A 26,974-nucleotide genomic window follows, 5' to 3' on the forward strand; every position below is an offset into this window, starting at 1 on the left:
CGGATGCGAAGGCGGGGGCGAGACAAATAAGCCACCGAGCTCCTTCTATAAAGATAAGACGAAATCCAAGCAGGTAAGCTATGGGCCGAAGCTAAAATATCGCGTTGAGTACTTCCGCCAATGTGAGCCTGCATTGATGCAAGCTTTGGGGTGCGATGCGAACCCGGATCCCCCGTGTACTGATGGGAGCTACCCATTACTCAGATTCATCTATGCCGTAAATGGTCCACGCAAAGGGCAGCTGGTGGGAACGGATTCCTACTGTAGCCGAGAGCCAAACATTGAGATACCAGGCGCCGAATTAGATATCGCAAAGGTCACTCCAGAGCGATTTCGAGAATTACCAATCCTTGCATCGACGATCATCAGTCAGCCGAAGAGCTTTTCCCTGCGTAATGGCCACGCCCACATGTATGCGGAGTCAAAAACCCAGAGCTTCGCTGTGGCAATATTTGACCAGAACGTGCGAATCAGAGCAATCCCAATTTCCTACGGTTGGTCCTACGGAGATGGGATATCACGGCGGCTAAGCTTTCCCGGCGTCGCCGTCGCTCAGCGCGGCTTTGATGAGCCGACCACCACTAGCCATGTTTATAGGGAAACGGGAGACTTTGGAGTGGGACTTAGCACCCGGTTCCGCGGCGAATACTCGACCGAAGGGGGTCCATGGACTCCGATCCCCGGTGTCGCAAACGTACCCAGTGCACCACTGACGATGAGCGTTTGGCGGACGAAAAAGATTCTTGTCGCGGAGAACTGCAACGACGGTTCCACCGCACCGGGCTGTGGTTCCCTCTTCGATGACTAGCCGCCAGACAGACAACCCCCAGCAAACTCCGTCTCTCCATCTCTGTGGCTGTACCTGATCGCTAGAAGTATGGTCAGTGGTAACCCGAGAATGCTGACCCTAGCGCAAGCAGGAGACGTTTAATGTGTCCCTAGGGGCGAAATTCCGGGCAGCTCAAACCATCACGCACATTGAATTTTGTATCCGCACACGAATGTTAACGGGAGTAAGTGGGGAGTCTGCCAGTGATCCTGACAGACTCCCCGCACTTGAACTAGCTGGAAACGCAGCTGGTCCTTGGACCGACGTTGTCTCCCGCTGCCCTAAACCATGCCTCGACCCTCAGCGCGCGCCTGGCGCCATTCCCGGTAGAACGCCCGCACGATGACGAAAAGCGTTCCGCCAACGACCAGGGGCCAGATCAAGACATATACGGTCAACCAAAAAAAACTCATGACAGTCTCCTCTTTCCTTGCCTCTACTTCGAAGTGGTTAGGTGGTCGGAATCGTTCGTGATCGTCTCGACGGGGTCGAAGTCACCGACACGGTCCTTGATGGTGCTGAAGTCGAACTCCTGCTTGGAACGCACCGACATGAGGTAGCAGACAACCGTCGAGACCGAATAGGCGACCAGCGAGCCGCTGAGCACGGCGTATTCGTGCAGGACACCGAAGGCAAACGGCGCGACGATGACGATTGCTGCGATACCAATGATCCGGGCAATTTTCAGCCCGAAGAATCCGAAACTCATCAGTCCCAGGACCACGCCAACTCCGACGATGGAAACGACGTCCACGACGTAGCCGGTCAGACCGGACATCGAGATCCATTCGAAGCGCACCGGCAGGAAAATGGCCAGGGCAGTCAGTGAGGAGACGGTGAAGGCCATGTTGGTGACCTTCTTCCAGTAGAAGCTCGCAATGACCGGGAACACCAGCGCACCCCACAGCGCGCCGACGAAGACCAAGAGATCAAGGATGTTCATCTTCCCGCTCGCAAAGAATAAGCCGGCTGCGGTGGCCAGAATCATCGTTATCCGGCCGACCAGCAGCATCGTCTTCGGATTGGCCTTCTTCTTGCCAACGGACTGGCCGTAGATGTCGGCCATTGCGATTGACGAAAGAGCAGCCAGGTCGGAATCAGCCGTGGAGGAAAGCGATCCCAGGATCATGATGAAGAAAACACACAACAGGACCGGGCCAAGGTAGGTAACGGCCATCTGCGGAATAAGGTTGTTGGTGTCCCCGTCAATCGGGGTGACGCCTGCGTACAGGGCGATGACACCGAGCATGCCGAATCCGATAATGGTTGCACCGTAGCCAATCGTCGCCGTGATGAAGGTCGGCTTGATCAGGTCTTCACGAACTGCGAAGAGACGCTGGGCGATCGTCTGGTTACCGATAGCGTACGCCAACACGGCCGCGATGTACGGCGCACCCTGGTTCATGAACGCATCGGAAGAGAAGAAGTCGCTCTGCTGAGCCGTGAGGTTTGAGGCGCCTGTTTCAAAGAGACCCGGGCCTCCGGCGGCGAAGAAGATCACCGGAATAATGATCACCACGGCACCGAGCATCGCCACGACTTGGGCAAAATCGGTGAGCACCGATGCCCTGAACCCGGACCACAGGGTGTAAAGCAGGATCCCTGCAGCCACCGCGATGATGCCCTGGCGGAAACTAAAGGGAGAGAGCAACGCGATGAGTGCGCCACCGGCAATGAAGTTGGAGGTCAGCGAAATGACGCTACCGAGGATGTTGGATCCGGCCAGCATGAGTTGGCTGGAACGACCATGGCGGGCATACATGACCTCGGCAAGGGTGTGTGCCTTTGGCGCTACCGCACGGATCCTCCGGCCGAAGGGGTAGATGAATAGAATCATCAATGCTCCCCAAAGACCGTAGTGAATCGGCCCGGAAATGCCATAGGTATAGCCCGATGTCGCGGAGGCGTACATCGAGGATGCCCAGATCCATGTGGCGGTCATGCTCGCCGCGGAAACGCCGAAACCAATTTTGTTTCCGGCTGTCATATAACCGTCGGCGTTTTCTTTCTTTTTGCCAATCATAAGGGACATAACAAATGTCCCCCCGTAAAACAGCACCAACAACCCCAGGACAACCCATCCTGCGAGAAGCTGATAATCCCCGTTTTCGAGATCCATATCCATCCTCTCTTCGTAGGAATGCCGCCGGCAACAATTCCTAAATTGCGCGCTGGCCTACAAGGCACAATTAATCGAATTCGCATACACGAATCGAGCAGACATCCGGCGTGGACGCATTCTGAGCGCGCATAACCACCCGGTCTTCATGCCGGATACTTGGACATCGGACTATGGTCGCAGGGAGGTGTTCCTCACCAGTGCACGACACCGATTTACATCCAAATGACGGCTAAGTTCATACCGTCGTGGTTGCGAGTTGCTTCGTGAAACGTTGGAACTAGGCTCAACAAAAACATTTCAAACTGTGAAGCAACTACAACGATAGTAGCAGGTGTCCGGGGAAGCCCACCCCGGAGGACGATTACGGACCGATTCCAACTCCGCAATATCCGTGCGTTCACTCGAGCCGTTACGACCATCAGCCGAATTATGAATAGTGGAACTCGTAATGTCTTTGCGACTGGATGACCACTTACCGAATAGCTATTGTCCATCCGCCAAGCTCAAAACTAATCAACACCGCAGAACGAGAAAAAGTACGCGTCTGACCACCACATCGGCAGCTCAGGAAATCCCTCACCGGGGATCAAAAAGGCGCACCGCCAGCGTCCCCTCCGGAACGGCAGCGGTGCGCATGATGGGGATGGCTAGAACAGATCGGGCATTCCGACCGGTGCGGAGCCGGTCCCGGCTTCCAGAATCCGCTGCAGCATCTCGGGGCTGGTGGTGTTTTCGCCCAGTCGGTTCGGTTTGCCGGTGCCGTGGTAGTCCGAAGACCCGGTGACGATCAAGTCGTGTTCCAGCGCAAGCGCACGCAGGTATTTGCGCCCCTCTTCGGGGTTGTCCCGGTGCTCGATTTCCAGGCCCAACAAACCAGCCTCGATCATCTGCTCGAAGGTCTCCTCCCCCACCACCCGGCCGCGAGCGGAGGCAACCGGGTGCGCAAAGACCGGCACCCCACCGGCATCGCGCACCAGTTTGACCGCGGTCACCGGATCCATGGCGTAGTGGCCCACGTAGTAGCGCGACCGGGCTGTCAGCACCTCAGCGAACGCCTCGGTACGGGTGCGGACCACACCGGCCGTAACCAGTGCATCGGCAATGTGGGGTCGGCCTATCGTCCCGCCGGGGATCGAGTGGCGGGCGATCAGGTCCCAATCCACCGGATAATCCTCGGCGAGCAACTCCACCATTCGCCGCGCACGGGTAATGCGCGCGTCGCGGGCCTTTTCGATTTCCTCGATCAGTCCCGCATGCGCGGGGTCGTGCAAGTAGCAGAGCAGGTGGACGCTGACGCCGGCCTCGGTCTTGCAGGAGATCTCCATGCCCGGGACCAACCCCACGCCGATTTCAAGTGCGGCTTCCCCGGCCGCTGCCCACCCCGACGTCTGGTCGTGGTCGGTCAGCGCCAGCACGTCAAGGCCGGCGGCCTTGGCCGCGGCCACCAATTCGGCGGGGTGCTCCGTCCCGTCGGAAACATGTGAATGAGCATGAAGGTCGATCCGCATGTCTTTCAGGGTAGCCCCTTGGCAGGACAGCGTCGGCAGTGCCCCACGGTGTTCTTCCGACAACGAACACCCGATGCCGCCCGGCACCTCGATGGGCAGCGGCCGTCCACCGCGAAAGCGTGCGGTTCGCGCCAGCAACACAACCAGTCCCCGGCACCGGCACCTCGTTGTTCTCCGGGCGTCTTGGCGTAAGTGTCCGGCCTTTGAGACGATTGGACAATGAGCACTGATGCAACCACCACCACCGGCAGCGACCAGCCCCTCGAAGAGCGCGTGAACAACCGTTCCCAGCGCCCCAACTCCGAGGCATTCAAGAAGTTCATGGCCTCATCATGGGCCCCCGAAAACTCCACGCTTCCGGGCGCGGATAAGGTCGCTCCGTATGCGGCCGCCCGCCGCGCAGCGATCTCGGCCAAGTTCCCCGGCGAACGCCTGGTCATTCCCGCCGGGCCGCACAAGGTCAGGTCCAATGACACCGACTACCGCTTCCGTCCGCATTCAGGCTTCGCCCACCTCACCGGGCTGGGCCTTGACCACGAGCCGGAAGCCGTCCTGGTGCTGGAACCCACCGAGACGGGCGCGGGCGACAACGGCTCGAACCACGTTTCCACGCTCTACTTCTCCCCGATGGCGGGGCGCGATTCGGAGGAGTTCTACTCCAACGCCCGCACCGGCGAGTTCTGGATCGGACCCCGCCCTACCCTGCCGCTGCTGCAGGCGCGCCTGGGTCTGCCAACCGCGGACCTGACCGGCCTCGAGGTTGCCATTACCAAGGACGCCGGCGTCGTGGAATTCGGCGGCATGCGCATCCGCCTGCTGCGCGAGGTGGACATGAACTGCGACGCGCTCGTCGACACCTCCCGCATCAACACCGGAGTGGACCTGGAAGTCTCTGACTCCCTCGACGGCGAACTCTCCGAGGCACTGAGCGAGATCCGCCTGGTCAAGGACGAGTGGGAAATCGCTGAAATGAAGAAGTCGGTGGCAGCCACGGTCAACGGCTTCCACGACGTCGTCCGCTCGCTGGACCGCGCCATGGGCCACGAACGCGGCGAGCGCGTGGTCGAGGGTGCGTTCTTCGCCCGGGCCCGCGAGGAGGGCAACGACCTGGGGTACGACACCATCGCCGCCGCGGGAAACAACGCCACGGTGCTGCACTGGATCAACAACAACGGCGCCGTCAACGACGGGGACCTGCTGCTGCTGGATGCCGGCGTCGAGGCCGAGTCGCTGTACACCGCCGATGTGACCCGCACCCTGCCGGTCAACGGCAGCTACACCGAGGTGCAGCGCAAGATCTACCAGGCGGTGCTCGACGCCGCCGACGCCGCATTCGCCGTGGCCAAGCCGGGCACCCGTTTCCGCGACCTGCACACTGCCGCAGTGACGGTGCTGGCGCAGAACCTCGACGCCTGGGGCCTGCTGCCGGTGACGCTCGAGGAGGCGCTCTCCCCCGAGGGCCAGCAACACCGCCGCTGGATGCCCCACGGCACCAGCCACCACCTGGGCCTGGACGTGCACGACTGCGCACAGGCCAAGGCCGAGCTATACCTGGACGGAATCCTCGAGGAGGGCATGGTCTTCACCATCGAGCCCGGCCTGTACTTCAAGAACGAGGACCTGGCCGTGCCGGAGGAATACCGCGGCATCGGCGTGCGCATCGAGGACGATGTGCTCATCACCGCCGACGGCTGCGTGAACCTCTCCGCGGCACTGCCGCGCACCCCGGCCGAGGTCGAGGAATGGATGGCACAGGTCCGGAAGGGCTGATCTGGCCAACCTGTCACATAACGCGAAGGCGGCCCTCATCCTCGTTGGATTGAAGGCCGCCTTCGCGTTTCGTGCTTGTTGGGCTTGCCGCCCGGGTCCGTGCCCCGGGTGCGGGGCCGCCGGCTAGAGGTGCTTGCCCTAGAGATGCTTGCCGTGTTCCGGGTGTTTCGCATCCTCCGGCGTGGATTCCCCGCTTGCACTACCGGCACCGGTTTCGCGATCCGCGTCCCCGGTGACATCTGTCGATTCGGTTTCCTCGGCAGCGGGCGCGGCTGCCGGCGTGTCGGCTGCAGGCGCCGCCGGGGCCTCGGCCACCGGGGCCACCGGGGCCGCGGCCGGCGGCTGGTTGTCCTGGATCCGGATGCCGAATTGCGGGCGCCCGTCGGGCAAGTCCGAGTAGCTGCCCGACGTCGGGGCGCTGGCGCCCGGCTCAGCGGGCGCCGCGGGAGCTCCGGCCTGGACCGGGGGCTGGACCTGGGGCTGCGGCTGCGCCGGCGGGGTGTGCGCGCCCACGCCGTTGTCCGCAGCCATGCGGCTCATGGGCAGGTTGGCCGCCATGGCACGGGCAGCATGTGCGTGCGAGAAAGCCACCACCACGTCGTAGCTGGTGGCCAGCACCTGGGACTGCGAGGCGAAGTCGCGCTTGCCGCGCCGGAACGAGTAGCTCACCACGCCCACCAGCATCCAGATGGCCATGCCGATGCCCACCGAGGACAGGATCTGCGCCAGCGCGTTGGACCCCGGGCTGAAGATCGTCAGCACCAGCCCCACGAAGACGCCGAACATCGCGCCCTGGGCGGCGCCGGCGGCGGCAACCTTCGGGTAGCTGAGCTTCGCGGTGACCCGCTCCACCGACTTGAGGTCATTGCCCACGATGGTGAGGTTGGCGACGGGGAAGTCGTGGTCGGCCAGGTAGTCAACCACCTTCTGCGCATCCAGGTACGTGCTGTAGCGGCCCAAGAGCTCGCCGCGCGGCAAGCCGGGCAGGTTCGGGTTGGACGGGGATGCACCAAGTGGGGATGACATATATCCATTGTGCATGCTGCCGCACCCGAACACCTGGCTTGATCGCTGAAGGTGAAAGCGATGCCGCCCACAACCGCGGTTTCACCACGTCGCGCTCAACACATGCACCAAACCGCCAAAGGGTGCACGTCAGGCAGTAGCCTAGAGAGCGTGAGCAGCAATTCTACGAAGGTCTTCATCGCACGCCTGCTGGGCCTGGACGTCTTCGACCCGCTGGGCGACCGCTTGGGCCGGTTGCGCGACGTCGTGGTCGTTTCCCGCCTGGCCACCAAGCCCGCCCAGTGCGTCGGCGTGGTCGTCGAGGTGCCCGGCAAACGACGCGTCTTCGTGCCCATGACCCGCATCCAGGCCATGGAGTCGGGGCAGATCATCTGTTCCGGCCTGGTGAACATGCGCCGCTTCCAGCAGCGCGGCGCGGAGATCCTGGTGGCTGCGGAGCTCTTCGACAGGCGCGTGGTGTTCGCCGACGGCTCCGGCAACGCGGTGGTCGAGGACATCGGCCTGGCCCGGGAACGCAACGGCGACTGGATCATCTCCGACTACTACGTGCGCCGCGGAGACCCCGCCGGCGGTCTGCTGGGCCTGCGCCGGGCGCGCGGCGAGCGGCTGCTGGTGCCCTGGGACGCGATCGTGCACACCGCGCTGCACGAACCGCAGGCAGCCAGTACCTATGTCGCGGCCCACGACGAGATGAAGCCCGCCGACTTCGCCGACGCGCTGCACGAGATGAACCAAAAGCGCCGCGTCGAGGTCGCCTCCGAACTCCAGGACGAGCGGCTGGCCGACGTGCTGCAGGAGATGCCGGACGACGAACAGGTGCAGATCATTTCCGCCCTGGACATGGAACGCGCCGCCGACGTGCTGGAGGAAATGGACCCCGACGACGCCGCCGACCTGTTGGGCGAGCTCTCCGAGGACACCAAGCACGCACTGCTGGAATTGATGGAGCCCGAGGAGGCGCGCGACGTGCGCCGCCTGCTCGAGTACGCCGAGGGCACCGCCGGGTCGATGATGACCCCGGTCCCGGTGATCCTCTCCCCCGAGGCCACCGTCGCCGAGGCCCTGGCCTCGGTGCGCCGCGAGGAGCTGAGCCCCGCCCTGGCCTCCACCGTCTTCGTCACCCGGCCCCCGCTGGAGACGCCCACCGGCCGCTACCTGGGCGCCGTGCACATCCAGGCGCTGCTGCGCACCCCGCCGCCGGAGTCCCTGGGCAACATCCTGGACTCCGACGTCGAACCCATCGACGACCAGGCGGGGGTCGCCGACGTCGCCCGCACCCTGGCCAGCTACAACCTCACCTCGCTGGCCGTGGTGAACGACGACGGGCGCCTGGTCGGCGCGGTGACCGTCGATGACGTGCTTGACCACCTGCTGCCCGATGACTGGCGCACCCACGACGACCATCCCGACGACGCCGCACCCGATGCCCCGGCACCGTCCATCGGCACCGACCTACCACCCCTGAACGGAGGTTCCCATGGCTGAGAAGCGCCAGGCCTCGACAGGCCTCGACACCCCCATGTCCGCCCGCAACCGCTTCTTCCCGCGCTTTGCCCCCAACCCCGACAGGTTTGGGTCCAGCACCGAGAAATTCGCGCGTTTCATGGGCACCCCGCAGTTCCTGTTCTACATGACCATCTTCTGCGTGTTCTGGCTGATCTGGAACACGCTGGCACCGGAGGGCTGGCGCTTCGACTCCGCGGCACTGGGCTTCACGGCGCTCACGCTGATGCTCTCGCTGCAGGCCTCCTACGCCGCCCCGCTGCTGCTGCTGGCGCAGAACCGGCAGGACGACCGCGACCGGGTATCGCTGACCGAGGACCGCGGGCGGGCCGAACGCAACCTCTCAGACACCGAGTACCTCACCCGGGAACTCGCCGCCCTGCGCATCGCCCTGCGCGACGTGGCAACCCGCGACTACGTTCGCTCCGAATTGCGCTCGGCCCTCGAGGACCTGCTGGAAACCACCGACGGCGAGGAACTGAACCTCCGCGCCAAGACCACCAAGCGGCGCGACCGCAGCTCGACCAACACCGGCCTCATCCCGCAGGTGCCCCCGCGGGCGCCTAGCCGCCGGTCGCGCCCCCGGAGGAACGACACGCCATGACCCTCGAGCCCCGGCTCCTTGAAGCACTCTCCGCCGTCCAGGACCCCGAACTGCGCCGGCCCATCACCGAGCTCGGCATGGTCGAATCCGCCATCCTGTCCGAGGGCACCGCACGGGTCACGGTGCTGCTGACCATCGCCGGCTGCCCGATGCGCTCCACCATTGAAAACGACGTCGCGGCCGCCCTGTCCGCGGTGCCCGGCGTCGGCCGCGTCGAGGTCGCCCTTGGGGTCATGAGCCCCGAGCAGCGCGCGGCCCTGCGCGAGTCGCTCAAAAGCCGCTCCGTCCCGTTCTCCGACCCGGCCTCGTTGACCCGCGTGATCGCGATCGCCAGCGGCAAGGGCGGGGTCGGCAAGTCCTCGCTGACCGCCAACCTGGCCTGCGCCATGGCCGCCGACGGGCTGCGCGTCGGGCTCATCGACGCCGACGTGCACGGCTTTTCCATCCCCGGGCTGCTGGGCATCCCCGGGGCCAAGCCGACCCGCGTGGATGAGATGATCCTGCCGCCGGTGGCCCACGGGGTGAAGGTCATTTCCATCGGCATGTTCATCGACGACAACAAGCCCGTGATCTGGCGCGGCCCGATGCTGCACCGCGCGCTGGAGCAATTCCTGACCGATGTGCACTTCGGGGACCTGGACGTGCTGCTGTTGGACCTGCCCCCGGGCACCGGGGACATCGCCATCTCCGTTTCCCAGCTTCTGCCCGGTTCCGAGCTGGTGGTGGTCACCACCCCGCAGGCGGCGGCGGCCCAGGTCGCCGAGCGCGCCGGGTCGATCGCCGTCCAGACCGGACAGAAGGTCGTGGGCGTCATCGAGAACATGAGCGCCATGGTGCTGCCCGACGGGTCGCTTCTGGAGATCTTCGGTTCCGGCGGCGGGGCGGAACTCGCGCAGCGCCTGTCGCTGGTGCTGGACACCGAGGTCCCGCTGCTGGGGCAAGTCGCACTTGACCCGCTGCTGCGCGTCGGGGGCGATACCGGTGTGCCACTGGTGCTTTCCCACCCGGACTCCCCCGCCGCCGCACAGATCATCGAGATGGCCCGCGGCCTCACGCACCGCCCACGCGGCCTGGCAGGACTGAAGCTGGGCGTCACCCCGCGCTAGGAGCCCCGGTCCCCACGACCGGCCCTTGGCAGCCGCAGCCGGACACTCAGCACCCCGGCGTGATCGCATGCCCTGCCCGACGCTTCCTGCCGGCCTAGAGGCCCGGACAGTTCCACGACAGGCCCGGACAGTTCCCGGACAGGTCCCGGACAACACAAAAGGCGGCCTCCCCCGAAGGATGCCGCCTGGAGTGCCTGCCGTGGTTACGCTACCGGGCTTGGGCTACGTTGCCTCGCTGTCAAAGGGCGCCGGCTCGTGCGGGGCCAGCGGGGCAACCTTCGCAGTGGTCACCGAACGCTGCCGCGCGACCGGGGCTTCCTTCACGGCCGACACCGCGTCCTCGAAGTCCTCGAGTAGCGCGTCCTTGATGATCCTGCGCGGGTCGTATTGGCGCGGGTCAAGCTTGCGCCAGTCCATGTCGGCGATGTCGTCGCCGACTTCCTCGCGCAACTGCTCCTTGGCACCGGTGGCCATGCGGCGCAGTTCCTTGACCAGGCGCGCCAGTTGCGCGGCATACTCCGGCAGTTTCTCGGGTCCCAGAATAACCACCGCGAGCACCGCAAGCACCAGCAGTTCACTGCCATTGATTCCCAAAAACACCCTTGTAGACTACCTGCTTTCGAGCTGCGATGAGGCCATTGCCTATTTGAAGTCCAAAACCATGAGGCGGGAGAAGCCCCGCAGCAGGCGTTGCGATAATTTCTCGGTGGAGGGATCCAGCGACACGATGCGCGTATGTTCACCGACCACCAGCCGCTGCAGGACCTGTTCCACGTCGGCCTTGGACATGTCGGAGGAGACTTCGTACCTCACGTCTTCCATGTTCAGTGTGGCGGTTCCCCCAGCATACGTGACGGCGGCAGCCGCCTTGGCACCCAGGCGACGGCCCAGCTCGGTCAGCATGCCGGAGGTCGGATCGGTGCTGGTCGAAGCGGCCTTCGTGGTCTGTAGCGGCGCCTTCACGGCACTGGCCAGGGTGCGCGTCTCGGCCAGCTCCACGGTGTGTTCCTCGTCGCTGAGCACCAGCGTCACCGTCGCCTCGCCGCCCACCAGCACCCCGCTGGCGGAGGTAAGGGTGAACCCCGCAGCTTCAATGACCGGGCAGGTCCAACCGGCCTGGCGCAATTGGGTGATGGTATCCGTATCCAGGGTGCGGGCCGAGGCGTTCCAGGACTCCGCCGGATCGCCCTTGGAGGCACCCTGCGCGGCCTGTGCACCCAGGACCCAGGACATCGCCGCGATCGTGCCCACCAGGGCGAAGACCAGCAACAACACCACCATGGGCACGAATCCGTTCGTCCGGGAACCTCGCGCACCGCGCTCGTGGGGTAGCGCGTAGTGGGCACCGAGCAGGGTCTGGGCGTTCAGCGGCACGGCGGGACTTTCGGCGGACTTCGGCGCGGAAACAGGGCCGCGCTGCCAGGTGTTCAACGCAGCCGAGCACGCGGCGCAACCCGGGACGTGCTTCTCCAGGGCCTTGGCGCGACGACCGTTCAGCCGGCCGCCCACGTAGTCGCCCATCCAGCGTTCATACCGATGCATGCCCTAGCGCACTCCCGGGATCGTCCGCCGGATCTTGGGCAAGGCCCTGGTGGCTGCGGGCCTGGTGGCCGGATTGCGGTGCGCCAGTTTTTCGCGCAGCATCCCACGGCCACGGTGGATGCGGGAGCGAACGGTGCCGAGCTTGACGTTCAGCGCCTCGGAGACTTCTTCGTAGGACAGACCCTCGAGGTCGCACAGGACCACTGCCGCCCGGAATTCGGGACTCAGCCCGTCGAGTGCGGCCTGGACGTCAATATCCAGGTTGTTGTATTCAAAGCTGCGTTCCGGTCCGGGTGCGGTCCCGGGGATCTTGGCCTCGGCGTCCTCGGCAAGCCCGTCAAAGCGGATGCGGGACTTGCGCCGCGCCTGGTCCAGGAACAAGTTCGTGGTGATGCGGTGCAGCCAGCCCCCGATGGTTCCCGGGGTGAAGGTGTGCAGCGAGCGGAAGACCCTCACGAAGGTTTCCTGCGCCAGGTCCTCTGCGTCCTGCCGGTTGCCCGTCAGGCGGTATGCCAGGCGGTAGACGCGCGGCGAGTGGTCCTTGACGATTTCATCCCACGTCGGCACTTCGAGTTCGGCAGGCTCGTCGAGGGAGCGTACGTCGCTGGCCAAGGAGAAATTCGATGCGTTCACGTCCACAAGTCTCGCGCAGGCTCCTGAGCGGAAGCTGAAAGCAACCTGTGCCGCTTCAATGTTTCGGTTTCGCCCCTGACAGGGCCCGGCACAAGGATAGGATGGGGGCTGGCGGTGTCAGCTGGGATGCCGTCCCTTGCCACTGTCGCCTCCGGGTCGGGGCAAGGCCACCAGCCCGCAACGCACCACTCGAAGGATTTGCCGCACAACCATGAACCTGGACATCTTTAGCAGCTGGACATACGCGCAGGCCCAGACCCAGGAAGATGCGGTGCTGGAGCGGGCCCGCGAGCGCGGCCGCGAGCTGGGTGTTGAGTCCGTGGGAGCGGCCACGGCCAATTTCCTCTCCGTCCTGGCCGCCATCTCCGGCGCCAGGAACATGGTGGAAATCGGCACCGGCGTCGGGGTCTCGGGCACCAGCCTGCTGCGCGGAGCGGGGAAGCATTCCGCGCTGACGACGATTGACATCGATGTCGACCATCTGGCCGCCGCCCGCGCCGCCTTCCACGACGCGGGGGTCGACGGGTCACGCACCCGCGCCATATCGGGCCGTGCCCAGGCAGTGCTGCCTCGGCTCACCGACGGCGCCTACGACCTGGTGTTCATCGATGCGGACAAGACGCACCTCATGGAGTACGTCAACCAGGGCATCCGCTTGGTCAAGGTCGGCGGCCTGGTCATCGTGCACGACGCCTTCGACCAGCATCGCGTTCCCAAGCCGGCCGTGCGCCAGCCCAGCACCGTGGCCACGCGCAATGCGACCCGCGTACTGCGTGAGGATGAGCGCTTTGTCAGCTCCCTGGTCCCCACCGGGCTCGGCCTCCAGCTCGCCGCCCGCATCGGCTAGCGAGCACCCCGCACCACGGGAGCCCGCGAAGTGCCACAGGGAGTCCCGCCCCTTGGTTTCGACCGCAGCCCGACACACCAAGGGGCGGGAACCGGCCGTATCGGCCAAGTCCCCGCCCCGCAGCATTCCGACACCAAGTCCTACTCGGTGGCACCTACCAAGCAATCGCGCAGCTCGGCGGCCTCGTCGGCATTGAGCTCAACAACCAGACGTCCGCCACCGTCAATCGGTACGCGCATGATCAGGCTACGGCCTTCCTTCGTGACCTCCATCGGACCATCCCCGGTACGTGGTTTCATCGCAGCCATTAGCGCTGTTCCCTTTCATTTGAGGTAAAGGATTTTTTTGGGCCTTCACCCGATGGTGAGTTAATCGGCGAACCCGGAAATTCTTGATCCGCTTTCAACTTGCTACGTTCCATTATTCCGAAGAATGGCTCGTGTTGCTAATCACAAGCCCTTTTCCGTGTGCCGCGATGACCTCATGCAACCGAGAAATCTCGGCCGAAAGGACATCGAGGACCTCATCAACCTGATCGCATCGATATCCGCGGAGCCCCAGCGAAAAGCTCACGTTCTCGACATCCTCGGCGCTCGGCCGCTCGGGAAGAAGCACCGGCGGCAGACTGGCCACCGGCTCGACCAGCCCTTGGATCGGGACGTTGAAGGGCTCAAACCGTCGCCCGTCCTGGCCCGCGCGGGTCCGCCGGACTCCAACACCAATCAACACTGCGGCACCGAGTATGACGATGGCGACCACCAGCAGCATGTAAACCAACTTGCGCTCCTCAGTAGTTTGCGATCGGCCGTCGGGTCTTAGTCCCCTGCGACAAAGCCATTGGGCCTGGCCGAATTAACAACAATATCCACAGCTTCTTCGACGTCGTCGGTGATGTGAACCAAGTCAAGGTCTGAAACGGAAATAGCGCCTTCCACCGCAACGGTGTTTCGCAGCCATTCCAAAAGCGGGCTCCAATATGCGATGCCGACCAAAACAATGGGGAATCCGGTCACCTTTTCGGTTTGCACCAAGGTCAGCGCCTCAAAGAGTTCATCCAATGTTCCATAACCGCCAGGCAAGACGATGAACCCTTGTGAGTACTTGACGAACATTGTTTTTCTTGCGAAGAAGTAGCGGAAGTTGATTCCGAGGTCGACCCACTCGTTGAGTCCGGTTTCGAAGGGCAGCTCAATACCCAGGCCGACCGAAATGCCGCCGGCGGCAACCGCACCCTTGTTTGCTGCCTCCATGGCCCCGGGGCCGCCACCGGTTATCACTGCCACCCCGGCGGCCGCAATGAGCTCGCCGATTTTCTCGGCTTGGTTGTAGCGCTCCGACCCACGCGGAGTGCGGGCGGAGCCGAAGACGCTGATCGCCGGCCCCAAACCGGCAAGGGCGCCGAATCCTTCAACGAATTCACTCTGGATGCGCAAAACTCGCCACGGATCGGAGTGGGTGAAATCCTGATCCTCGCGCGTATCAAGAAGATAGGCATCCGACTGCTCGGTTTTGGCTTGCGAGCGACGCAACACCACCGAACCCTTTCGGCGTGCCGGATCGGGCAGGGAATCAAAGCTCTTCGATTGCGAATTCTGGCGATGCATGCCCTCCACTGTAATGGCAATTCCCGGTCCGACCGGCCGCGTCACGGCCGCTTTAGGCAAAGATTTGGCATCGACTGGCCAAATGATGGTCGTGAAGCGCGTCACTTCGGATAGTGTTCTTGTCATGAGCACTGATTCCCACTCGAATAGCGCTAACCCGGACCTGACTCCCATCGTCAGGCTCTCCGGGGTAAACAAGCACTATGGCCACCTCCATGTTCTACAGAACATCAACCTTGAAGTCAGCAAGGGAGAAGTCGTCGTCGTACTGGGCCCATCCGGTTCGGGGAAGTCGACCCTATGCCGCACCATCAATCGACTCGAAACCATCGATACCGGATCCATCGAAATCGATGGCAAGGTGTTGCCCGAAGAAGGCAAAATGCTGGCCAAGCTGCGTGCAGACGTCGGCATGGTGTTCCAGTCATTTAATCTCTTTGCACACAAAACCATTCTGGAGAATGTCACCTTGGGCCCGATCAAGGCCAAGGGGATGAAGAAGTCGGATGCCGACAAGCTCGCGATGTCCCTGCTTGAACGCGTCGGTGTTGCCAACCAGAAAGACAAGCTCCCCGCACAGCTTTCCGGTGGCCAGCAGCAACGCGTGGCCATTGCCCGCGCACTCGCCATGCGTCCGAAGGTCATGCTCTTTGACGAGCCGACGTCTGCCTTGGACCCCGAAATGATCAACGAAGTCCTTGACACGATGATTGGCCTCGCCAAGGAAGGCATGACGATGATCGTGGTGACCCATGAGATGGGATTCGCCCGAAAGGCCGCCGACCGCGTGATTTTCATGGCCGATGGCCTGATCGTCGAGGAATCCACCCCCGATAAGTTCTTCACCAATCCGGAGAGTGCGCGGGCCAAGGATTTCCTCGGCAAGCTCATCACCAACTAAAGACGTTCAACGACACTCTTACTTCGATGGATGGGAAACTCGCTCTCATCCTTGATCACAACAAGGAGAAACGATGCGTAAGTCTCGCATTTCAGCAGTAGCAGCCATGGCAGCAGCCGGGGCCTTGGCCCTGACCGGTTGTGGCGGATCCGGCGGCGAAACCGCCGATGGTGACACTATCAAGATCGGCATCAAGTTCGACCAGCCAGGTCTCGGCTTCAAGGACGGCGAGGCCTACACAGGTTTCGACGTCGATGTCGCCAAGTACGTTGCCAATGAACTTGGCTTCGCGGAAGACAAGATCGAATGGGTCTCCGCCCCGTCTGCAAACCGCGAAACCCTGCTGGAAACCAAGCAGCTCGACATGATCTTCGCGACCTACTCGATCACCGACACCCGCAAGGAGCGCGTGGCCTTCGCCGGCCCCTACTTCGTCGCCGGCCAGGACCTCTTGGTCCGCCAGGACGACTCCTCCATCACCGGCCCGGAGACCTTGACCGGCAAGAAGCTTTGCTCGGTGACGGGTTCGACTTCGGCACAGAAGGTCTCCGACTCCTACCCCGGCGTGGCGCTGGTTGAACAGGGCGGCTACGCCGACTGCCTCGGACTGCTGGAAACCGGTGGCATCGACGCAGTCACCACCGATGACATCATCCTGGCCGGCCTTGCTGCCACCGAGGCCAACAAGGGCAAGTTCAAGGTTGTGGGCAACACCTTCTCCGAGGAGAAGTACGGTGTAGGCCTGAGCAAGGACGCCACCACCTGCGCCGACATCAACACCGCCATCACCAAGATGATCGAATCCGGCGAATGGGAAAAGGCGCTTCAGGCCAACACAGAGGGCACCGGCTACACGCCCAACGCCGAAATGAACCCTCCGAAGCCCGAAGCCTGCGCCTAGACACTGATCGTTATCACAGGTCCCATCCGGCGCGCGATCCGCGCCGGATGGGACCTACCTCAATCGCACCCTAAAGGAGTAAGCCATGCAAGGCTACCTTTCCCTATGGGATGAATACGGCGGACAAATGATGTCCGCCTTCTGGGGCAACCTGCAGCTGACATTTTGGGCAGCCATCGGGTCGTTGGTCCTGGGCACACTCTTGGCATTGATGCGTATTTCGCCGGTACCAAGCTTCCGCGCCTTCGGAACCTCTTACGTGAACATCTTCCGAAACACCCCGCTGACCATCATCATGGCCTTTGGCGTGTTGGTTCTCTTTGGCGTGTTCAGGGTCCAGTTCAGCTCGGATTTCAATCTCAACTTCTTCCAGATCGCCATTCTCGGTTTGACGATCTACCACTCCGCCTTTGTGTGTGAGGCCATTCGTTCAGGCGTCAACACCGTGCCGCTGGGCCAGGCCGAGGCGGCCCGCGCCATCGGGCTGAGCTTCTTGCCCGCCGCACGCCTGGTCATCCTGCCGCAGGCCTTCCGCGGGGCCATTGCCCCGCTGGGCAACGTGCTGATCGCGTTGATCAAGAACACGACGGTCGCCGTGGCAGGTTCGGTGGCCGAGATCTCGGGCCTCATGAAGACCATGCTTGAGTTCCGCGCCGATGTCGGGATCCTGATCTTCCTCACCATCGCCGTGTTCTTCGTGATCGTCGTGATCCCCGTTGGCTTGCTCACCACGTACCTATCCAAGAAGTTGGCGGTGGCACGATGAAAGTCTCCGAATCCGTTCTGTTCGACGCGCCCGGGCCCAAGGCCCGGCGCCGCGTCCTCGTCATCAACGTCATCGGCGTGCTGCTGGCTATCCTTCTGGTCTACTACCTGTATAAGGTCCTGAACGATGCCGGTCAGTTGACTGCCGAGAAGTGGTCGGTGTTCGGTGAGGGCTCCATCTGGGAGAACTACATCGTCCCCGGCCTGCTGAACACCCTGCGCGCCGCGGCAGTTGCCATCGTCACGTCCTTGATATTCGGGTTCATCTTTGGCATCGGGCGCCTGTCCACCAACAAGGTGGTCAACTGGATCAGCTCCATTGTCGTGGAGTTCTTCCGTGCGGTGCCGGTGCTGCTGATGATGATCTTCCTCTGGATCATCCTGGCTCGCTCCGGGATCGTGGCCCCCAGCGACTCGCCGTTCGTCGCGGTGGTCGTGGGCCTGACGCTGTACAACGGATCGATCGTTGCCGAGTTGATTCGCTCGGGCGTCTTCGGCCTGCCCAAGGGCCAGCGCGAGGCGGGCATCGCCATTGGCCTGACCCGCGGGCAGTCGCTGCGCAACGTTGAGATCCCGCAGGCACTCATCGCGATGCTGCCGGCGCTGATCGGCCAGTTCGTGGTCATCCTGAAGGACTCCGCGCTGGGGTACATCATCAACTTCAACGAGTTGCTCTTCAACGGCAGGCTCATCGGCACGGGCAACGCCAACGTGCTTCAGGCACTCGTGGTGGTGGCAGCCATCTTCATCCTGATCAACTTCGCTCTCTCGAAGCTGGCCTCCGTGGTCGCGGGCCGGCTCAGCAGCCGCGGCATCAGCGCGGGCAAGCCCATGGACCCGGCAGTGCCGGTGGTGGTCGCCGACCTGAGCACCAAGGTTCCCGGAGGTCCGGCCACCTAGGCCAACCCGGACAGGTCACAGCACGGCGAAAAGGGCCGGGCGGCAGTCGGTCTCGTGATCCACGAGACGTCGAATGTCGCCCGGCCCTTTTGCGCCGGTGATGGATCCCGGCGGCGCGCCGGGATCCGGGGGGTGCTAGGCGGAGGGGGCTTCGCCTAGCCAGCGGCGCAGTGCGGCCAGGCAGTCGTGGATGGCGGTGCGGGTGACATGTTCGTCGTCCGAATGCGCCAGCAGGGCATCGCCCGGACCGAAGTTGACCGCGGGAATGCCCAGCGCCGAGAAGCGGGCGACATCGGTCCACCCGAACTTCGGCTTCGGGATCTGGCCCACCGCTTCAACGAAGGAGGCTGCTGCAGGATGCCGCAGCCCGGGCCGGGCACCGCCGGCACCATCGGTGCGGACGATCTCGAATCCCTCAAAGAGCTCGAACACGTGGGCCTCGGCGGCCTCCACGTCCTTGTCGGGGGCGAAGCGGTAGTTGACCTCGACCTCGCAGTAGTCAGGAATCACGTTGCCGGCGATGCCGCCGTTGATGCGGACTGCATTGAGCGACTCGCGGAATTCCAGTCCGTCGACCTCCACGGTCTGGGGCGTGTAGCCGGCCAGGATCGCCAGGATGGGTGCGGCGGCGTGGATGGCGTTTTCGCCCATCCAGGCGCGGGCCGAGTGGGCGGCGACGCCGCGGGTGCGCACCTTGTAGCGGCTGGTGCCGTTGCAGCCGCCCTCCACGGTGCCGTCGGTGGGTTCAAGCAGGATGGCGAAATCGCCGCCGAGCAGTTCCGGGCAGTTGCGGAAGAGCCGGCCCAGGCCCGACTTGGAGCCCTCGACTTCCTCGTGGTCGTAGAAGATGTAGGTGACGTCCCGGTTCGGGTCCTGCAGCGTGGCAGCCAGGGCAAGCTGCACCGCCACCCCGCCCTTCATGTCGGTCGCGCCGCGGCCGTAGAGGGTCTCCCCCTCCCAGCTCACCGGCACTGTCCCCCGGGCACCGGGGGTCGTGGGCAGCGGCACGGTGTCAAGGTGGCCGGCCAGGATCACCCGCTCCGCCCGGCCCAGCGTCGTGCGGGCCACGATCGAGTCCCCGTCGCGGTGCAGCGACAGGCCCGGGATCCGGCGCAGGGCCGCTTCAAGGGCGTCCGCCAGGGCGGTCTCGTTCCCGGAGACGGACTCGATGTCCATCAGCCGGGCGGTCAGGTCCGCCACGTCTTCGCGCAGGTCCAGGTCAATGGGCGTGGCGGGGGCGGCGGGGTTTGCGGGGCTGGGTTTGCTGTGCACAATCCAAGATTAGTACCCGGGGCCGCGCTAGGATTGATTCATGACTCCGGTAGACACCCCATCCACGCACGCCTCCACACACGACCTCAGGATCGCCTCGGCCCACGGCCTGGCCACCTATGCCGCCGACGGCTCGGTGCTGGACGCGTGGTTCCCCAATCCCGTCGTCGGTGTCCTGGAAGACGCCGCGCAGATTTCCGGGGACCTGGCTGCCGCCGCCCGGGACGATGACGGGCGTGGCACCACGCAGGCCGTGATCGCCCTTGAAATCAACCTCGACGTTGCCCCCGCTGACACCGCGGATGTCTGGTTGCGCCTGCACCTGCTCTCCCACCGACTGGTGACCCCCAACAACGTCAACCTCGACGGGGCCTTCGGCCTGCTCCAAAACGTCGTGTGGACGAACTTCGGACCCTGCGCAGTAGCAGACTTCGAACGCACCCGCCTGCGCCTGCGCCCGCGCGGTGCCCTGACCGTCTACGGGGTCGACAAGTTCCCCCGGATGCTCGATTACGTCGTTCCCGCAGGGGTCCGCATTGCCGACGGCGGCCGCGTCCGCCTGGGTGCGCACCTGGCATCGGGCACCACCGTCATGCACGAGGGCTTCGTGAACTTCAATGCCGGCACCCTGGGCGCCTCGATGGTCGAGGGCCGGATCTCCGCCTCGGTCGTGGTGGGCAACGGTTCGGATGTTGGCGGCGGTGCCTCCATCATGGGGACCCTCTCCGGCGGAGGCAAGGAACGGATCGTCATCGGCGAACGCGTGCTGCTTGGCGCTAACTCCGGCGTGGGCATTTCCATCGGGGACGACTCGGTCGTCGAAGCCGGCCTCTACGTCACCGCCGGAACCCGCGTCCAGCTCGGGAACACCGTGGTCAAGGCCGTTGAACTTTCCGGAGTTCCGAACCTGCTCTTCCGCCGCAACTCGCTCACCGGTGCCGTGGAGGCGCTGCCGCGGGCCGGCCAACATGTGGAATTGAACAGCGTCCTGCATGCCAACTGACGCACACCAACGCGTGCTCTCGTTGGGCTCGCGGCATGCCGACCGGCATCATGGTCGGCACCGCGGGCCCCGACGCTGGGGCCGCACCTTTTTGGCCCTGGTGCTTGCCATGGGGCTCATCGGCGGTGGGCTCTACGCCGCGGTGAACTTCATCGGGATCGATGCCACGGTGGTACGCCAGAAATGCACCGCCCTGGTGGGTTCGACGCTGCACACCTTGACCCCGGACCAGGCCTCGAACGCCGCGGTGATCGCCGCTGCGGCCACCAAGCGGAAGATGCCCACGCGTGCAGCCACCATCGGGATCGCCACCTCGATGCAGGAATCCAAGCTCACCAACATCGACTACGGCGACAACGCCGGCCCGGATTCGCGCGGCCTGTTCCAGCAACGCCCGTCCATGGGCTGGGGCACCGAGGAGCAGGTCCAGGATCCGGTCTATGCCGCCAACCGCTTCTTCCAGGAGCTGGAGACCTTTGACTACGAGTCGATGGCCCTGACCGACGCGGCGCAAAAGGTGCAGCGCTCCGCCTACCCGCAGGCCTACGCCAAGCATGAGGAAGAGGCCAGCGCCTTTGCCTCGGCGCTCACCGGGGCCTCCCCCTCGACGCTCAATTGCACGCTGCGCCCGACGGATGGTGCCGGCTCGGCCACGACGGTGGCGGCCGACCTGTTGGCGGCCACGGGCCAGAAGACCGACGACCTGGCCGGAAACCGCGTGCGCATCGCCGTACGCGGCGACCAGGGCTGGGCCATCGCCCAGTGGGCCGTGGCCAACGCGCAGAAGCACCAAACCGAGTCGGTCTCCTACGCGGGACTGGTGTGGAACCGCTCCGAGGGCCGCTGGGTGCCGGCGGCGACCACGGACGGCTACGTCATCATCTCCCTGGCAGGTTCCGCGAAATAACGCCGAAACCCTGCGCCTAGGTCATCAGGTCGATAATGGGCTGCAGGTAGCTGCGGAAAAGCGTCGCATCCCGCATCAGTTCCTGGCTCAGGATCACCGTGTCCGGTTCAACGAACCAGGCGCGACGCTCGGCCAGCGGCAGCTCGACCAGCTTCAGATGCAGGTCATCGAGGTTCTTGCCCTCCAGCTCCCGTTCGGCGAAGAGATGCGCCAAGAGCTGGAGCCGCTCCTTGGTGTTGTCGACGCAGTAATCCCGGTACTCCCCCACCCTGTTCTGCGTCCAGGTGTAGGCGTTGCCGTAGTGGGCACGCAAGAGGTGTTGCAGGCTCGGTGAATCGGAGAAGCCCGGAAAGTCGGGTTCCGCGTGGATGTCGATGGTCGGTTGGCCGTTGGCCAGGATCTGCTCCCACCAGCTTTGCCATTCCTGGCGCAGTTCTCCGGCGGCATTCTCGGACAGCTCCCGCGCGGCAGCCGGCTTGACCCTGGGACTCAGCGGCGCGAGGGACATTGCCCCCATCGGCTCGATGGCCGCCAAATCCCGGAAATATAGCGCCAGCAACATCTCCTTGTCGATATCGGCCGAAACCTTCCAACCCGAACCAGACTCCAGCACCATATGTGCACACCCGTTTCCGTTAAATCCCCTGCCTAAATCTAGGATAAGCCCGAAATGGCACAAAAGCCCCGCAAGTCCGGGGATCAGCGTGCAGCCGGCCGTTCACGGCAAAGGGGGCCGGCACCGCTGAAGGATACATCTCCTTCAACGATGCCGGCCCCCTGGGCTTGCATTGCCGCGGTTCGCGCGGCGGGATCCCTTCCCCGCTGCGGCTCCGGACCGACTTAGCGGTTCGGGTAGGTGCGCTCCGACTCGCCGATGTAGAGCTGGCGCGGGCGCCCGATCTTCATTTCCGGATCCTGGATCATTTCACGCCACTGCGCGATCCAGCCCGGCAGACGTCCGATGGCGAACAGCACGGTGAACATCTTCTCCGGGAAACCCATGGCCTTGTAGATCAGGCCGGTGTAGAAGTCGACGTTCGGGTAGAGCTTGCGCGAGATGAAGTAGTCGTCGTTGAGCGCGCGCTCTTCGAGGGACATCGCGATGTCCAGCAGCTCGTCGTTGCCGCCGAGCTTCCCGAGGATCTCGTGGGCCGTGTTCTTGATGATCTTGGCGCGCGGATCGTAGTTCTTGTAGACGCGGTGTCCGAAGCCCATGAGGCGGACGCCGTCTTCCTTGTTCTTGACCTTCTCCATGAAGTCGGCGGGCTTCAGGCCCTCGGACTGGATCTGGCGCAGCATCTTCAGCACTGCCTCGTTGGCGCCGCCGTGGGCGGGGCCGAAGAGTGCGTTGATTCCGGCGGAGACCGATGCGAACATGTTCGCGTTCGAGGAACCGACCAGGCGCACCGTGGAGGTGGAGCAGTTCTGCTCGTGGTCCGCGTGCAGGACCAGCAGCTGGTCAAGGGCCTTGACCATGACCGGATCCAAGTCATACGGCTCGGCGGCGAGGCCGAAGCTCAAGCGCATGAAGTTCTCGACCAGGTTCATCGAGTTGTCCGGGTAGAGCAGTGCCTGCCCGATGGACTTCTTGTGCGCGTAGGCGGCAAGCACCGGCATCTTGGCCAGCAGGCGGATGGTCGAGAGCTCGACCTGTTCCTCGTTGAACGGATCCAACGAATCCTGGTACCAGGTGGAGAGGGCGGAAACGGCCGAGGAGAGCACCGGCATCGGGTGCGCGTCGCGCGGGAAGCCGCCGAAGAAGCCCTTGAGCTCTTCGTGCAGCAGCGTGTGCCGGCGGATCTTCTGGTCGAATTCCTCCAGTTCGGTGGCCGAGGGCAGGTTGCCGTAGATCAGCAGGTAGCTGGTCTCCAGGAAGCTGGACTTCTCGGCCAGCTGTTCGATCGGGTAACCGCGGTAGCGCAGGATCCCCGCATCGCCATCGATGAAGGTGATCGCGGACTTGGTTGCCGCAGTGTTCATGAAGCCCGGGTCGTACGTCACGCCGCCTGTCGCCTTCAACAGGGGGGCGATGTTAAAGCCATTGTTGCCTTCTACCGCGGGCACAACAGGGAGTTCGATGCTGTTGCCGCCGAAGCTGAGCTGAGCAGAATTGTTTTCCGTCATTGTCTCTCCTAACCGGAATGCAGATGAATCCGATGGTCAGTAATCACTGTCACGCTACCGTTTAGTAGGCTCTTGACACTAATTGGTTGGTCACGTTTGCCGTTCAGGCTGCCGCATTAAGCCGTTCAACGGCGCTGTGGATCCGTTCGTCGCTGGCGGTGAGCGCGATCCTGACAAATTTCTCCCCGGCCGTCCCGTAGAACGCGCCGGGTCCTGCCACGATGCCCTGGTCCGCGAGCCGTCCCAGGGTGGTCCAGCAGTCCTCGTCCGCGGTGCACCACAGATAGAGCCCGCCTACCGAGTCCACGATGCGCAAGCCGAAGGCGCCGAGGGCCGGAACCAGGAGGTCACGGCGTGCACGGTACAGATCTTTTTGCACCTTGACGTGCTCGTCGTCGTTCAGGGCGGCGACCATGGCAGCCTGGACCGGGGCCGGCACGATCATCCCCGCGTGCTTGCGGTTGTTGAGCAGTGCGGGCATCAGGTTCGGTGCCCCGGCCACGAAGGCAGCACGGTATCCGGCGAGGTTCGACTGCTTGGACAGCGAGTAGACGCACAGCAGGTCGCTCATGTCGCCACCGGAGACCGAGTCGTGGAGGATGCTCGGCACCCCGTCCTCGTGCTCGCCCCAGCCAAGCTCGGCGTAACATTCGTCCGAGGCCACGACAGCGCCCAGCGAGCGGGCGTCATCCACCAGCGCCTTGAGTTCGGCAGCGCCGCGGACGATGCCGGTGGGGTTGCCCGGGGAATTCACCCACACGAGCTTCACGCGCGCACGGTCGTCCTCAGAGAGCCCCGCCAGCGAATCGGCCGCGATGGAGTCGGCGCCGGCCAATTGCGCACCGATGTCGTACGTCGGGTAGGCAACCAGCGGGCGGACCACCAGGTCGCCCGCCCCCAGGCCCAGGAGCAGCGGCAGCCAGGCCACCAGTTCCTTGGAGCCGACGGTGGGCATGACGTCGTCCGTGGCCAGGCCACGCACGTCGCGGCGGCGCCCGAACCAATTCACGATGGCCTCGCGCAGCTCCGGCGTGCCGTGGGTGGTGGGGTATCCCGGGGCGTTCGCGCTCTCGCGCAGTGCCCGGATGATGATTTCGGGTGTGGGGTCCACGGGGGTGCCGATGGAAAGGTTCACGGCACCGCCCTCGTGCTCGGCGGCGCGGGCCGCGTAGGGGGCAAGGGCGTTCCACGGGTAGTCAGGGAGCGTCAGCATGGTGGTGGCGTTCAGTCCTGGGCCTGGGGCGGAAGGACGGAAATGATGGGGTGGTCGATGCCCATGTTGCCCAGCTTGGCCGCGCCGCCCGGGGAACCGACCTCGTCGAAGAACTCCACGTTGGCCTTGTAGTACTCGGCCCACTGGTCGGGGACATCGTCCTCGTAGTAAATGGCCTCCACCGGGCATACCGGTTCGCAGGCGCCGCAGTCAACGCATTCATCGGGGTGGATGTACAGCGAGCGTTCGCCTTCGTAGATGCAATCCACGGGGCATTCCTCGATGCACGCCTTGTCTTTGACGTCGACGCACGGCTGGGCGATGATGTAGGTCACGGTACCCGGGGCCTTCCTTTACAACGGATCATGAACTGTCTGGTCATGCGGCACGCGGCTATGCATGCTCTCCAATAGCTTAGTCCCGTTGGGGCCGCTTTGCCCGGTCGAACGGCACCCCCGCCATGAATGTGGCCTCGCACACATCCATCCCTGACTCACGGTGTCATGTTACGCCCCGGCCTAGACTCAAGACATGGATCCGGATCTCTTCGCCACGATTCCCTCGGGCACCCGCGTGGTCATTCGCTATCGCCTGGCACCCGACGAGCAGGGAAGCGCCGGCGAGCGGCTGTCCGATGCCCTGGGAAACGTGCAGTCGGTGACCGAGACCCATGTGGTCCTCGAGACCCGCGGCGGTCCGGTGTCCATCGAACGCGCCCGGATTACCCACGCCAAGACGGTTCCTCCCCCGCCTGACCGGCGGCAGCGCCGTTGACAGCGCCCCCCGAAACACACACGCCGAGCGATTTGAAACATTCAATCAGTGGCGTGATTTCCCGTATGCTTAAACCATGGCCACAGATGAAGAAGTACAGGCCCGTGCCAGGGCGTTGAGCTCCCCGCTCCGCCTTCGCATCCTGCGACTTTGCTTGCACGAATCGCGCACCAACAAGGAAATAGCCGACATGCTGGACATCAATCCGGCGACGTCGCTGCACCATGTGCGCACGCTGCTCTCCAACGGATTCCTCGCCGCCGAGGAGACGCGCCGCGGCAACCGCGGCGCCAAGGAAGTGCCGTACCGAAGCACCAAGCTGTCGTGGGGCACCAAGCTGCCGGATGCCGCTCCGCTGCTCGTCGACACGTTCCTGCAGGAAATCGACGGACTGGCTCCGCAGGAAATCCAGGTCCTGCGCGTGGGCCTGAAGCTCAGCGAAAGCACCCAGAAGGAAATGATGTCACGCATCCATGCAGTGATCGAGGACTACGCCATGCGCGACTCGGATACCGACGGTGTGGCCACCTCGTTGTTCCTGGCACACCACCTGGATGTGAAGTCCGCCAAGAAGACCACCGGCGCGGCCTAACCCCCGCGCCAACCAATGACAGGACCCCGCAGAGCGTGCTCTGCGGGGTCCTGTCATATATGGCTTGGTGTTGCGTTGGGTGACGGCCTTATCGGCCAGCACCCGGGATCAGCCGCGGGTACGTGTTGCGGCGCGCAATTGCCGGGAGACCAGCAGGATCGCCACGATGACCGGGACGATGATGCCGTACACCCACATGCCGCCGGCCAATGCCGGGCCCGGAAGCATCTTGAAGAACTGGGTCGAGACGATCATCTGGTTGTTCGTGTCGGTCGAGATCAATGCCACGAACACGTAGGTCGCCAGCCCGGCCAGCGCACTGACCCACAGCTTGCCGCGCAGCAGGCCCACCCAGTAGACCAGGGCGCCCGTCAGCAGCAGGGCCAATGCGGCGCCCCAGGGAATCGGCACGTCTCCCGCATAGCCCAACGAGGCATGAAGGATGGTTCCCACCACGGCGGCAAGCGCCCCGGCCGCCAAAGCGGCCAGGACGCTGCCCAAGGTGGAGGCGGTTAGCCCTGGTGCCTT

The 26,974-nt window shown here is 64.0% G+C and carries 29 protein-coding genes; 13 read left to right on the top strand and 16 right to left on the bottom strand.

The genetic code is table 11. From position 1 onward, the window contains the following. Window positions 1-1,110: 1,110 nt before the first annotated feature. The 3 genes from ABD687_RS05750 to ABD687_RS05760 form a co-directional block, all read right to left on the bottom strand. On the bottom strand, window positions 1,111-1,242 hold the full coding sequence (locus ABD687_RS05750) for a putative transporter small subunit (RefSeq protein WP_310292863.1): 132 nt from the start codon (window positions 1,240-1,242) through the stop codon (window positions 1,111-1,113). 23 nt (window positions 1,243-1,265) lie between these two features. Further along, window positions 1,266-2,948, bottom strand: coding sequence for a sodium:solute symporter family protein (locus tag ABD687_RS05755; RefSeq protein ID WP_310292860.1), 1,683 nt, complete (start codon window positions 2,946-2,948; stop codon window positions 1,266-1,268). 650 nt (window positions 2,949-3,598) lie between these two features. Beyond that, window positions 3,599-4,459 carry a PHP domain-containing protein gene (locus ABD687_RS05760; protein ID WP_310292857.1) on the bottom strand — a complete coding sequence of 287 codons (861 nt, stop codon included), beginning with the start codon at window positions 4,457-4,459 and terminating at the stop codon, window positions 3,599-3,601. Between the two features lie 219 nt (window positions 4,460-4,678). Here ABD687_RS05760 and ABD687_RS05765 point away from each other — a divergent pair, with 219 nt between their 5' ends. Next, on the top strand, window positions 4,679-6,229 hold the full coding sequence (locus tag ABD687_RS05765) for an aminopeptidase P family protein (protein WP_310292855.1): 1,551 nt from the start codon (window positions 4,679-4,681) through the stop codon (window positions 6,227-6,229). 138 nt (window positions 6,230-6,367) lie between these two features. Here the strand turns inward: ABD687_RS05765 and ABD687_RS05770 are convergent, their stop codons facing one another. Beyond that, window positions 6,368-7,255, bottom strand: a complete 888-nt coding sequence (locus ABD687_RS05770; protein WP_310292852.1) for a YflT domain-containing protein — start codon at window positions 7,253-7,255, stop codon at window positions 6,368-6,370. Between the two features lie 150 nt (window positions 7,256-7,405). Here ABD687_RS05770 and ABD687_RS05775 point away from each other — a divergent pair, with 150 nt between their 5' ends. The 3 genes from ABD687_RS05775 to ABD687_RS05785 are packed head-to-tail and all read left to right on the top strand — an operon-like array spanning window position 7,406 to window position 10,468. Then, entirely contained in the window at window positions 7,406-8,740 is a 1,335-nt protein-coding gene (locus tag ABD687_RS05775) for a magnesium transporter MgtE N-terminal domain-containing protein (protein ID WP_264270937.1), read from the top strand. Then, a complete protein-coding gene (locus tag ABD687_RS05780; RefSeq protein WP_310292848.1) occupies window positions 8,733-9,362 on the top strand; it encodes a DUF1003 domain-containing protein in 630 nt (209 codons plus the stop codon). Before ABD687_RS05775 ends, ABD687_RS05780 begins: the two co-directional genes overlap by 8 nt. Then, window positions 9,359-10,468, top strand: a complete 1,110-nt coding sequence (locus ABD687_RS05785) for an Mrp/NBP35 family ATP-binding protein (protein WP_264270935.1) — start codon at window positions 9,359-9,361, stop codon at window positions 10,466-10,468. The genes ABD687_RS05780 and ABD687_RS05785 overlap by 4 nt, the downstream gene beginning before the upstream one ends. A gap of 222 nt (window positions 10,469-10,690) precedes the next feature. Here the strand turns inward: ABD687_RS05785 and ABD687_RS05790 are convergent, their stop codons facing one another. From ABD687_RS05790 to sigE, 3 genes are read right to left on the bottom strand one after another with little or no spacing between them, the layout of a single operon-like run. Continuing rightward, window positions 10,691-11,068, bottom strand: a complete 378-nt coding sequence (locus tag ABD687_RS05790) for a sec-independent translocase (protein ID WP_302265537.1) — start codon at window positions 11,066-11,068, stop codon at window positions 10,691-10,693. Between the two features lie 42 nt (window positions 11,069-11,110). Next, a complete protein-coding gene (locus ABD687_RS05795; RefSeq protein ID WP_310292843.1) occupies window positions 11,111-12,010 on the bottom strand; it encodes a zf-HC2 domain-containing protein in 900 nt (299 codons plus the stop codon). Between the two features lie 3 nt (window positions 12,011-12,013). Further along, window positions 12,014-12,622 carry an RNA polymerase sigma factor SigE gene (gene sigE / locus ABD687_RS05800; RefSeq protein ID WP_264270970.1) on the bottom strand — a complete coding sequence of 203 codons (609 nt, stop codon included), beginning with the start codon at window positions 12,620-12,622 and terminating at the stop codon, window positions 12,014-12,016. A 232-nt stretch (window positions 12,623-12,854) separates the two neighbouring features. Between sigE and ABD687_RS05805 the strand changes: the two genes are divergently transcribed. After that, a complete protein-coding gene (locus ABD687_RS05805; protein WP_310292840.1) occupies window positions 12,855-13,490 on the top strand; it encodes an O-methyltransferase in 636 nt (211 codons plus the stop codon). A 140-nt stretch (window positions 13,491-13,630) separates the two neighbouring features. Here ABD687_RS05805 and ABD687_RS05810 read toward each other — a convergent pair whose 3' ends face one another. From ABD687_RS05810 to ABD687_RS05820, 3 genes are all read right to left on the bottom strand, one after another. Next, window positions 13,631-13,798, bottom strand: coding sequence for a DUF3117 domain-containing protein (locus tag ABD687_RS05810; RefSeq protein ID WP_264270931.1), 168 nt, complete (start codon window positions 13,796-13,798; stop codon window positions 13,631-13,633). 112 nt (window positions 13,799-13,910) lie between these two features. Continuing rightward, on the bottom strand, window positions 13,911-14,258 hold the full coding sequence (locus ABD687_RS05815; protein ID WP_302266440.1) for a DivIVA domain-containing protein: 348 nt from the start codon (window positions 14,256-14,258) through the stop codon (window positions 13,911-13,913). A 47-nt stretch (window positions 14,259-14,305) separates the two neighbouring features. Further along, the gene (locus ABD687_RS05820; protein WP_264270968.1) at window positions 14,306-15,094 is read right to left on the bottom strand and encodes an LOG family protein; all 789 of its coding nucleotides are present in this window, start codon (window positions 15,092-15,094) and stop codon (window positions 14,306-14,308) included. 124 nt (window positions 15,095-15,218) lie between these two features. On the opposite strand from ABD687_RS05820, the gene ABD687_RS05825 reads away from it, so the two are divergent. The 4 genes from ABD687_RS05825 (at window position 15,219) to ABD687_RS05840 (ending at window position 18,561) form a co-directional block, all read left to right on the top strand. Further along, window positions 15,219-15,995 (top strand): amino acid ABC transporter ATP-binding protein, encoded by a 777-nt coding sequence (locus ABD687_RS05825; RefSeq protein WP_372342943.1) that lies wholly within the window; start codon window positions 15,219-15,221, stop codon window positions 15,993-15,995. Between the two features lie 73 nt (window positions 15,996-16,068). Next, window positions 16,069-16,896, top strand: a complete 828-nt coding sequence (locus ABD687_RS05830; RefSeq protein WP_264270930.1) for a glutamate ABC transporter substrate-binding protein — start codon at window positions 16,069-16,071, stop codon at window positions 16,894-16,896. Between the two features lie 85 nt (window positions 16,897-16,981). Then, the gene (locus ABD687_RS05835) at window positions 16,982-17,662 is read left to right on the top strand and encodes an amino acid ABC transporter permease (RefSeq protein ID WP_264270929.1); all 681 of its coding nucleotides are present in this window, start codon (window positions 16,982-16,984) and stop codon (window positions 17,660-17,662) included. Then, on the top strand, window positions 17,659-18,561 hold the full coding sequence (locus ABD687_RS05840) for an amino acid ABC transporter permease (protein ID WP_264270928.1): 903 nt from the start codon (window positions 17,659-17,661) through the stop codon (window positions 18,559-18,561). Before ABD687_RS05835 ends, ABD687_RS05840 begins: the two co-directional genes overlap by 4 nt. Window positions 18,562-18,696: 135 nt before the next feature. Here ABD687_RS05840 and dapE read toward each other — a convergent pair whose 3' ends face one another. Further along, complete coding sequence (dapE, locus tag ABD687_RS05845) at window positions 18,697-19,836, bottom strand: succinyl-diaminopimelate desuccinylase (protein ID WP_310293514.1); 1,140 nt, start codon at window positions 19,834-19,836, stop codon at window positions 18,697-18,699. 37 nt (window positions 19,837-19,873) lie between these two features. On the opposite strand from dapE, the gene dapD reads away from it, so the two are divergent. After that, window positions 19,874-20,836, top strand: a complete 963-nt coding sequence (gene dapD / locus ABD687_RS05850; protein WP_310292834.1) for a 2,3,4,5-tetrahydropyridine-2,6-dicarboxylate N-succinyltransferase — start codon at window positions 19,874-19,876, stop codon at window positions 20,834-20,836. A 109-nt stretch (window positions 20,837-20,945) separates the two neighbouring features. Next, window positions 20,946-21,743, top strand: coding sequence for a hypothetical protein (locus ABD687_RS05855; protein WP_425566785.1), 798 nt, complete (start codon window positions 20,946-20,948; stop codon window positions 21,741-21,743). 16 nt (window positions 21,744-21,759) lie between these two features. On the opposite strand, the gene ABD687_RS05860 is transcribed toward ABD687_RS05855, so the two are convergent. The 4 genes from ABD687_RS05860 to fdxA form a co-directional block, all read right to left on the bottom strand. Next, complete coding sequence (locus ABD687_RS05860) at window positions 21,760-22,359, bottom strand: hypothetical protein (protein WP_264270925.1); 600 nt, start codon at window positions 22,357-22,359, stop codon at window positions 21,760-21,762. Between the two features lie 224 nt (window positions 22,360-22,583). After that, complete coding sequence (locus tag ABD687_RS05865; RefSeq protein WP_264270924.1) at window positions 22,584-23,867, bottom strand: citrate synthase; 1,284 nt, start codon at window positions 23,865-23,867, stop codon at window positions 22,584-22,586. Window positions 23,868-23,970: 103 nt separating this feature from the next. Next, window positions 23,971-25,080: a succinyldiaminopimelate transaminase gene (gene dapC, locus ABD687_RS05870; RefSeq protein ID WP_310292826.1), complete on the bottom strand. Its 1,110-nt coding sequence runs from the start codon at window positions 25,078-25,080 to the stop codon at window positions 23,971-23,973. Window positions 25,081-25,091: 11 nt separating this feature from the next. Next, window positions 25,092-25,415, bottom strand: coding sequence for a ferredoxin (gene fdxA / locus ABD687_RS05875; protein ID WP_264270922.1), 324 nt, complete (start codon window positions 25,413-25,415; stop codon window positions 25,092-25,094). Between the two features lie 196 nt (window positions 25,416-25,611). Here fdxA and ABD687_RS05880 point away from each other — a divergent pair, with 196 nt between their 5' ends. Together ABD687_RS05880 and ABD687_RS05885 are read left to right on the top strand one after the other, a co-directional pair. Next, a complete protein-coding gene (locus tag ABD687_RS05880; RefSeq protein ID WP_264270921.1) occupies window positions 25,612-25,854 on the top strand; it encodes a putative acetyltransferase in 243 nt (80 codons plus the stop codon). Window positions 25,855-25,930: 76 nt separating this feature from the next. Further along, window positions 25,931-26,446 carry a helix-turn-helix domain-containing protein gene (locus ABD687_RS05885; protein WP_264270920.1) on the top strand — a complete coding sequence of 172 codons (516 nt, stop codon included), beginning with the start codon at window positions 25,931-25,933 and terminating at the stop codon, window positions 26,444-26,446. 108 nt (window positions 26,447-26,554) lie between these two features. On the opposite strand, the gene ABD687_RS05890 is transcribed toward ABD687_RS05885, so the two are convergent. Then, the gene (locus ABD687_RS05890; RefSeq protein WP_302265526.1) at window positions 26,555-26,947 is read right to left on the bottom strand and encodes a hypothetical protein; all 393 of its coding nucleotides are present in this window, start codon (window positions 26,945-26,947) and stop codon (window positions 26,555-26,557) included. Window positions 26,948-26,974 lie beyond the last annotated feature (27 nt).

It is taken from the genome of Paeniglutamicibacter sulfureus (assembly GCF_039535115.1).
Lineage (GTDB): Bacteria > Actinomycetota > Actinomycetes > Actinomycetales > Micrococcaceae > Paeniglutamicibacter > Paeniglutamicibacter sulfureus.

Bases quoted from the DNA above. Each gene is read 5' to 3' on its own strand.
- ABD687_RS05750 (WP_310292863.1), bottom strand. From the start codon at position 1,242: ATGAGTTTTTTTTGGTTGACCGTATATGTCTTGATCTGGCCCCTGGTC.
- ABD687_RS05815 (WP_302266440.1), bottom strand. From the start codon at position 14,258: ATGCTGCTGGTGGTCGCCATCGTCATACTCGGTGCCGCAGTGTTGATT.
- ABD687_RS05785 (WP_264270935.1), top strand. From the start codon at position 9,359: ATGACCCTCGAGCCCCGGCTCCTTGAAGCACTCTCCGCCGTCCAGGAC.
- ABD687_RS05770 (WP_310292852.1), bottom strand. From the start codon at position 7,255: ATGTCATCCCCACTTGGTGCATCCCCGTCCAACCCGAACCTGCCCGGC.
- ABD687_RS05820 (WP_264270968.1), bottom strand. From the start codon at position 15,094: ATGCATCGCCAGAATTCGCAATCGAAGAGCTTTGATTCCCTGCCCGAT.
- ABD687_RS05755 (WP_310292860.1), bottom strand. From the start codon at position 2,948: ATGGATCTCGAAAACGGGGATTATCAGCTTCTCGCAGGATGGGTTGTC.
- ABD687_RS05865 (WP_264270924.1), bottom strand. From the start codon at position 23,867: ATGACGGAAAACAATTCTGCTCAGCTCAGCTTCGGCGGCAACAGCATC.
- dapC (WP_310292826.1), bottom strand. From the start codon at position 25,080: ATGCTGACGCTCCCTGACTACCCGTGGAACGCCCTTGCCCCCTACGCG.
- ABD687_RS05860 (WP_264270925.1), bottom strand. From the start codon at position 22,359: ATGGTGCTGGAGTCTGGTTCGGGTTGGAAGGTTTCGGCCGATATCGAC.
- ABD687_RS05835 (WP_264270929.1), top strand. From the start codon at position 16,982: ATGCAAGGCTACCTTTCCCTATGGGATGAATACGGCGGACAAATGATG.
- ABD687_RS05780 (WP_310292848.1), top strand. From the start codon at position 8,733: ATGGCTGAGAAGCGCCAGGCCTCGACAGGCCTCGACACCCCCATGTCC.
- ABD687_RS05810 (WP_264270931.1), bottom strand. From the start codon at position 13,798: ATGGCTGCGATGAAACCACGTACCGGGGATGGTCCGATGGAGGTCACG.
- ABD687_RS05805 (WP_310292840.1), top strand. From the start codon at position 12,855: ATGAACCTGGACATCTTTAGCAGCTGGACATACGCGCAGGCCCAGACC.
- dapD (WP_310292834.1), top strand. From the start codon at position 19,874: ATGACTCCGGTAGACACCCCATCCACGCACGCCTCCACACACGACCTC.
- ABD687_RS05880 (WP_264270921.1), top strand. From the start codon at position 25,612: ATGGATCCGGATCTCTTCGCCACGATTCCCTCGGGCACCCGCGTGGTC.
- ABD687_RS05830 (WP_264270930.1), top strand. From the start codon at position 16,069: ATGCGTAAGTCTCGCATTTCAGCAGTAGCAGCCATGGCAGCAGCCGGG.
- ABD687_RS05760 (WP_310292857.1), bottom strand. From the start codon at position 4,459: ATGCGGATCGACCTTCATGCTCATTCACATGTTTCCGACGGGACGGAG.
- ABD687_RS05885 (WP_264270920.1), top strand. From the start codon at position 25,931: ATGGCCACAGATGAAGAAGTACAGGCCCGTGCCAGGGCGTTGAGCTCC.
- ABD687_RS05825 (WP_372342943.1), top strand. From the start codon at position 15,219: ATGAGCACTGATTCCCACTCGAATAGCGCTAACCCGGACCTGACTCCC.
- ABD687_RS05765 (WP_310292855.1), top strand. From the start codon at position 4,679: ATGAGCACTGATGCAACCACCACCACCGGCAGCGACCAGCCCCTCGAA.
- ABD687_RS05795 (WP_310292843.1), bottom strand. From the start codon at position 12,010: ATGCATCGGTATGAACGCTGGATGGGCGACTACGTGGGCGGCCGGCTG.
- ABD687_RS05840 (WP_264270928.1), top strand. From the start codon at position 17,659: ATGAAAGTCTCCGAATCCGTTCTGTTCGACGCGCCCGGGCCCAAGGCC.
- ABD687_RS05855 (WP_425566785.1), top strand. From the start codon at position 20,946: ATGGGGCTCATCGGCGGTGGGCTCTACGCCGCGGTGAACTTCATCGGG.